This is a genomic window from Vibrio sp. V43_P6S15P86 (assembly GCF_009904725.1).
In the GTDB taxonomy this organism is placed as follows: Bacteria; Pseudomonadota; Gammaproteobacteria; order Enterobacterales; family Vibrionaceae; genus Vibrio; species Vibrio diabolicus.
In genome coordinates, this window is sequence record NZ_WXWT01000217.1 from 1 (window position 1) to 6,570 (window position 6,570).

6 protein-coding genes are annotated in these 6,570 nt (G+C 45.9%); 4 read left to right on the forward strand and 2 right to left on the reverse strand.

Annotated features, from left to right (window positions below; all coding sequences use genetic code 11):
- The first annotated feature begins 116 nt into the window (after positions 1–116).
- The 4 genes from CAG69_RS09645 (at position 117) to CAG69_RS09660 (ending at position 5,149) form a co-directional block, all read left to right on the forward strand.
- Positions 117–566 carry a DNA polymerase III subunit chi gene (locus tag CAG69_RS09645; RefSeq protein ID WP_046873623.1) on the forward strand — a complete coding sequence of 150 codons (450 nt, stop codon included), beginning with the start codon at positions 117–119 and terminating at the stop codon, positions 564–566.
- Between the two features lie 96 nt (positions 567–662).
- Positions 663–3,521 (forward strand): valine--tRNA ligase, encoded by a 2,859-nt coding sequence (locus tag CAG69_RS09650; protein WP_046873613.1) that lies wholly within the window; start codon positions 663–665, stop codon positions 3,519–3,521.
- A 202-nt stretch (positions 3,522–3,723) separates the two neighbouring features.
- Complete coding sequence (locus tag CAG69_RS09655; protein WP_161443938.1) at positions 3,724–4,128, forward strand: DUF2061 domain-containing protein; 405 nt, start codon at positions 3,724–3,726, stop codon at positions 4,126–4,128.
- 115 nt (positions 4,129–4,243) lie between these two features.
- Entirely contained in the window at positions 4,244–5,149 is a 906-nt protein-coding gene (locus CAG69_RS09660; RefSeq protein WP_161443940.1) for a bifunctional helix-turn-helix transcriptional regulator/GNAT family N-acetyltransferase, read from the forward strand.
- Positions 5,150–5,168: 19 nt separating this feature from the next.
- Here the strand turns inward: CAG69_RS09660 and CAG69_RS09665 are convergent, their stop codons facing one another.
- Positions 5,169–5,969: a glycosyl hydrolase 2 galactose-binding domain-containing protein gene (locus CAG69_RS09665; protein WP_161443943.1), complete on the reverse strand. Its 801-nt coding sequence runs from the start codon at positions 5,967–5,969 to the stop codon at positions 5,169–5,171.
- A 154-nt stretch (positions 5,970–6,123) separates the two neighbouring features.
- Positions 6,124–6,537: a ribonuclease E inhibitor RraB gene (gene rraB / locus CAG69_RS09670; protein ID WP_005381081.1), complete on the reverse strand. Its 414-nt coding sequence runs from the start codon at positions 6,535–6,537 to the stop codon at positions 6,124–6,126.
- Between the last annotated feature and the right edge of the window lie 33 nt (positions 6,538–6,570).

Below are 6,570 nucleotides of genomic sequence, written 5' to 3' on the forward strand. Positions count from 1 at the left end.
ATTTCTGAACAAAATCTAAAAGGGCCGCAAGGCCCTTTTTTATTATCCTAATTTTCTAAAATGAAAATGGGATTTAAGATGGTCTTAGGAAGAGACCCAAGGCAAGTGAGAGAATGATGCAAACTGCAACCTTCTACATCATTAACGAAGAGAGCCCGCAAGCAACGGTGGCTGGCTTTGAAGAGTACATTGTGTTTTTGGCGCAGCACTTTGCCCGCCAAGGCGCTAAAGTGTATTTAAACTGCCAAGACAAACCACACGCCGAGCAGCTCGCTGAAGCCTTTTGGCAAGTTGATGCAGACAAGTTCATGGCACATAACCTCGTAGGCGAGGGACCGAAATACGCCACCAATATTGAGATCGGCCATAACGGTGTAAAGCCGTCTTGGAATCGTCAATTGGTAATTAATTTGGCGGAAAATGAGACAACCTTTGCGAACAAGTTTGCTCAAGTGGTAGACTTCGTGCCCTGCGAAGAAAAAGCTAAACAACTCGCAAGAGAAAGATATAAAATTTACCGTCAAGCAGGTTACCAGCTGCAAACGATCGAAATTCAATATCCTTAACGGTCAATCCTTATAGTTAAGGCGATCTTGTTAAGATCCCTCACTTATAAAGATTGACTAAGATTCAACCATCAACGTATCCATTAAAAGAGCGCTATGGAAAAGACATACAACCCAACTTCAATCGAACAAGCTCTGTATCAGACTTGGGAAGAGAAAGGCTACTTTAAGCCACACGGTGACACTACTAAAGAATCATACAGCATCATGATCCCGCCACCGAACGTCACTGGTAGCCTACACATGGGCCACGCGTTCCAAGATACGATCATGGATACGCTTATCCGTTGTGAACGTATGAAGGGTAAAAACACCCTTTGGCAAGTAGGTACTGACCACGCTGGTATCGCAACTCAGATGGTTGTTGAGCGTAAGATCGCTGCAGAAGAAGGCAAAACAAAACACGATTACGGTCGTGAAGCTTTCATCGACAAAATCTGGGAATGGAAAGGCGAATCTGGTGGCACTATCACTAAACAGCTTCGTCGTCTTGGCGCATCAGTAGACTGGGACCGTGAGCGCTTTACGATGGACGATGGTCTATCTAACGCCGTGCAAGAAGTGTTCGTACGTCTATACGAAGACGATCTAATCTACCGCGGTAAGCGTCTAGTTAACTGGGATCCAAAGCTACACACAGCGATTTCAGATCTAGAAGTAGAGAACAAAGACACTAAAGGCCACATGTGGCACTTCCGCTACCCACTAGCAGATGGTGCTAAAACAGCGGATGGCAAAGACTACATCGTTGTTGCAACGACTCGTCCAGAGACCATGCTAGGCGATACGGGTGTTGCAGTTAACCCAGAAGATCCACGTTACAAAGATCTTATCGGTAAAGAAATCATCCTTCCTATCGTTGATCGTCGCATCCCAATCGTGGGCGATGAGCACGCAGATATGGAAAAAGGTACTGGCTGTGTGAAAATCACACCTGCGCACGACTTCAACGACTACGAAGTTGGTAAGCGCCACCAGCTACCAATGATCAACATTCTGACTTTCGACGCGAACATCCGCGACGCAGCAGAAGTATTCAACACTAACGGCGAAGCAAGCGACGCTTACAGCACTGAGCTACCAGCTAAATATCACGGTATGGAGCGTTTTGCCGCTCGTAAAGCTATCGTTGCTGAATTCGACGAGCTAGGCCTACTTGAAGAAGTGAAAGATCACGATCTACAAGTTCCTTACGGCGACCGTGGTGGCGTGGTTATCGAACCAATGCTAACTGACCAATGGTACGTACGTACTGCGCCTCTAGCGAAAACAGCAGTTGAAGCAGTAGAAAACGGCGACATCCAATTCGTTCCTAAGCAATACGAAAACATGTACTTCTCTTGGATGCGTGACGTTCAAGACTGGTGTATCTCTCGTCAGCTATGGTGGGGTCACCGCATCCCAGCTTGGTACGACAACCAAGGTAATGTTTACGTAGGTCGCACTGAAGAAGAAGTTCGCAAGAACAACAACCTAGAGTCAGTCATTGAGCTGCACCAAGACGAAGACGTACTGGATACATGGTTCTCTTCTGCGCTATGGACGTTCGGTACTCAAGGTTGGCCAGAGCAAACTGACGATCTGAAAGTATTCCACCCTTCAGACGTTCTAGTAACTGGTTTCGACATCATCTTCTTCTGGGTTGCGCGCATGATCATGATGACCATGCACTTCGTGAAAGACGAAAATGGCAAACCACAAGTACCATTTAAGACAGTTTACGTTACCGGCCTAATCCGTGACGAAAACGGCGACAAGATGTCGAAGTCGAAAGGTAACGTACTTGACCCAATCGACATGATCGATGGTATCGACCTAGAGTCTCTAGTAGAGAAGCGTTGTGGCAACATGATGCAGCCTCAGCTAGCGAAGAAGATCGAGAAGAACACGCGTAAGACGTTTGAAAACGGTATCGAAGCATACGGTACAGACGCACTGCGTTTCACTCTTGCAGCAATGGCATCAACAGGTCGCGATATCAACTGGGATATGAAGCGTCTTGAAGGTTACCGTAACTTCTGTAACAAACTATGGAACGCAAGCCGTTACGTAATGATGAACACAGAAGAGCAAGATTGTGGTTTTGGTGAAGGTGAGATCGAGTACTCACTAGCAGACAAGTGGATCGAGTCTCAGTTTGAACTCGCAGCGAAAGCGTTCAACAACCATATCGACAACTTCCGTCTAGATATGGCTGCAAACACACTTTACGAATTCATCTGGAACCAATTCTGTGACTGGTACCTAGAGCTAACTAAACCCGTTCTATGGAAAGGTACTGAAGCGCAACAGCGTGGTACTCGCCGTACACTAATCACGGTACTTGAGAAGACGCTACGTCTGGCTCACCCAGTGATTCCTTACATCACAGAAACTATCTGGCAAAGCATCAAGCCACTAGTTGACGGTGTTGAGGGCGAGACAATCATGCTACAAACGCTGCCTCAATTCGACGAAGCGAACTTCCACCAAGAAGCGCTAGACGACATCGAATGGGTGAAAGCGTTCATCACTAGCATCCGCAACCTACGTGCAGAGTACGACATCAACCCTGGCAAGCCTCTAGACGTTATGCTGAAAGCAGCGAATGAGAAAGACGCCTCTCGTCTAGAAGCAAGCAAACAAGTATTGATGTCTCTAGCGAAGCTAGAAGCAGTACGCGTGCTTGAAGCTGGCGAAGAAACCCCAGCGTGTGCAACGGCACTGGTTGGTAAGTCTGAGCTGATGATTCCAATGGCGGGTTTGATCGACAAAGATGCAGAGCTTGCTCGTCTAGATGGCGAAATCAAGAAGACGCACGGCGAAATCAAGCGTATCGAAGGCAAACTGGGCAACGAAGGCTTTGTAGCGAAAGCACCTGAAGCGGTTGTTGCTAAAGAGCGTGAGAAGCTTGAAGGCTACAAAGAAACACTAGCTAAGCTAGAAGAGCAGAAGACAACGATCGCTGCACTTTAAGCCTCAGTGAAAGAGAAGAACTAACACTTCTCACTTTGAATCCAAAGGTTGGCCATCATGGTCAACCTTTTTTGTATATCTTTCACCAAAAACCATCATCAATAGCTTTCCCCTATCGCAACAATACTCATCATCCATTAGCATTAATGAGAATTATTATCGATAATAAACTCATCGAAACAAACACGATTGAGTAATTATCATGAAAAAGACACTAACTTTCGCAGCACTGCATTTTACTATCGCATTTAGTGTCGCTTACGTACTCACAGGCGACATTTTAATTGGTAGTTTAATTGCCATGATTGAGCCTTCAGTGAACACCGTAGCCTTCTACTTTCATGAAAAGGCATGGGCAAAAGTCCCAGCACTTAAAGCTCGTCAGTGGATGACCAAATTAAAAACCGCAAGCTTTGCGACCGTGCACTTCAGCGTCGCTTTTACCGTGGTTTACTTACTAACAGGTGATGCATTTGTCGGCGGCGTAATGGCGATGCTAGAGCCGAGTTTGAATACGGTGGCTTACTACTTCCACGAGAAAGTATGGATGCGTAAATCATCAGCAAAAACTCCAGCACCGCAGTTTTGTTTACATCACTACGCTTAAACATGGAGGCTCACTACGTCTCCTAACGAGCCAAATGACATTTATCATTGACAAAGTTGCGCACCGCAATTAACTTAATTGCGGTGCGCAACTTTATTTTTAGAGGTAAGTGATAATGAACGCTCGTCAACTCCGACACTACTCCCGTCAAGCCGTCCGATTGCTTGGTATGCTCGATAAACAATGCGGCGATGTCGCTCTTACCCCGGTACAAGCGCACGCATTAGGTGAAATCCAATTGCAGCCATTGACCATCAATCAGCTGGCACAGCAGCTTAATGTCGACAAGTCCAACGCGAGCCGAACCGTTACTGGTTTGATTAAATTAGGTTTGGTCGAGAGCATCGAAAACCCAAAAGACAAACGTAGTCAACTCGTCGCGATTACAGAGCAAGGCCAACAGGCGTTATCGCAACTGGACCAACAGCAAAACCACTTCTTTGAACAACTGCTTACCCAACTCGATGACAGCGAGCAAGAGCAACTCAAACTTGGTCTAGAGACTTACCTAAAAGGGCTAACAAAAGTGTGTCAGTCTGAGGAATACGTTCTTCGACCTCTTACTAAAGCAGACAACCCGCAAGTCGCAGATGTGATTCGTAAAGTCTCTGCAGAATACGGCTTAACCGCAGACAAAGGTTATGGTGTGGCCGATCCAACGCTTGATGATATGTATTCGGTTTACAATCAATGCGGGGCCGCCTACTGGGTCATTGAACATCGCGGAGAGATCGTTGGGGGCGGTGGCTTTGCCCCTTTAGCTGGCGAGCCAAATGTGTGTGAACTACAAAAGATGTACTTCTTACCTCAAACACGAGGGCACGGTTTAGCCAAACGCATCGTCGCATTGAGCTTACAATTGGCGAAACAATTTGGGTATCAGCAGTGCTATTTAGAGACAACTGAATGTCTGAGAGAAGCGGTAAGCTTGTATGAAAAGCTAGGCTTTGAGCATTTCGATGCCCCGCTTGGACAAACAGGGCATGATGCATGTGAAGTCGTAATGCTTAAGATGCTGTAATAGATAATATTATTAGACGTTAAAGCACAACATGGGTAACACAAAGCTCCTGGCTCAAGGCAACAGTGAAGTTTTGGTGCTGCCCATCCAACTCAACAGACAACTGGTAGAGAGCACTTGGATCAGGATCAGTAAGATCGGCATACTTTGGCGCTTCGATCTGGAATAAAGCGCTCGCATGCTCCGCTCGGACATCAATAGGAATATGGTAAGTCATACCATTGAACTTAACCGATGCAGAGACCAGACCCGGCGCAAAAGTTTGATAGTACAAGTCTACTTTAAACTCGCAACCACCACCGTGGTGCCAAATCTGCTCGGTTGCCACGCGGTCTAAACGTACATTGCGAATGAACTGCAGATACGGTTCTTGCCATACCCCTAAGCGCTCATCACTTTTTTTATATTCATGATCGGACAGAGAGCACAGCTCAGGTTTATCTTCATCAAACAGAAGATCCTCTTCTTCCTCTAAGAACAAGATTTCAAAGCGGTTACGCCCCATTTGCATGAACGGACGAATGTCTTTCTTGTAGACATTTTGAGAACCGTCACAGTCGAACAATGCTACTCCGTTCAAACGCACTTCTGCATGGTAATCCACACCACCCAACACCATTTCTACCGCTGGGAATGCCATCATGGATTCGTCCACTTCAATGTCATGCATCAGGTGCCACTCTTGCTGACGAATTGCTTCTTCTGTCATTTCAACTGGCAATACCTGACTCAAAGGAGCAGGGAAAGTAATGTCATCCTGTGGGATAGAAAGGTCCGTCAGTGGAGAGACTTGCCATAAACCGGCGAGTGAGAGTTGCATATACACCTTGAGCTAGATCAATTTTCACGCATTATAGGGAGAAATCCCCTATAAACTCAATGTGAATTATTTATCGCCTCCACATTCGTCAGTTTTTCAAGGTATAAAAAAACCAGCGTTAAACGCTGGTTTTTCCAAAAGTAGTGAGCTTTGATTACTCGTCGTCTTCATCCTCTTCAGGGTAAAGCGCATCTTCGCCTTCGTAGTACGTACCCCAACCGTCATAGATGATGTCGTATTTTTCTGCCAAGTGAATCAGTTTTTCAACTTGCGCATCAATGGCTTCTGCGTCTAATGCTGATTCCATGGTTGCGTCACAGCAAAGCAACTTGTTGCCATCTTCATCTTCAGTTTCTTCCGCTTCAAGCACTTCAAAGCCCATCTTGAATGCTTCAACTACCGCTTTTTCTAGCGTGTCAAAATCTTCTGCAAACAGGTGGTGCTCGATTTCGTATAGCGAATCTGGATCGCTGCCATCTTCTAGCAATGCTGCAATGATATCGCGAGTCTCTTCCTTTTGAATCTCAATTAATTCTTCTACTGATAGATATTCATCTTCGTGAGACATGTTTTGGCTCCAGATTAGTTACTTGATAGAAAC

Coding starts and splice junctions, on each gene's coding strand:
- CAG69_RS09660 (WP_161443940.1), top strand. CDS start 4,244: ATGAACGCTCGTCAACTCCGACACTACTCCCGTCAAGCCGTCCGATTG.
- rraB (WP_005381081.1), bottom strand. CDS start 6,537: ATGTCTCACGAAGATGAATATCTATCAGTAGAAGAATTAATTGAGATT.
- CAG69_RS09650 (WP_046873613.1), top strand. CDS start 663: ATGGAAAAGACATACAACCCAACTTCAATCGAACAAGCTCTGTATCAG.
- CAG69_RS09655 (WP_161443938.1), top strand. CDS start 3,724: ATGAAAAAGACACTAACTTTCGCAGCACTGCATTTTACTATCGCATTT.
- CAG69_RS09665 (WP_161443943.1), bottom strand. CDS start 5,969: ATGCAACTCTCACTCGCCGGTTTATGGCAAGTCTCTCCACTGACGGAC.
- CAG69_RS09645 (WP_046873623.1), top strand. CDS start 117: ATGCAAACTGCAACCTTCTACATCATTAACGAAGAGAGCCCGCAAGCA.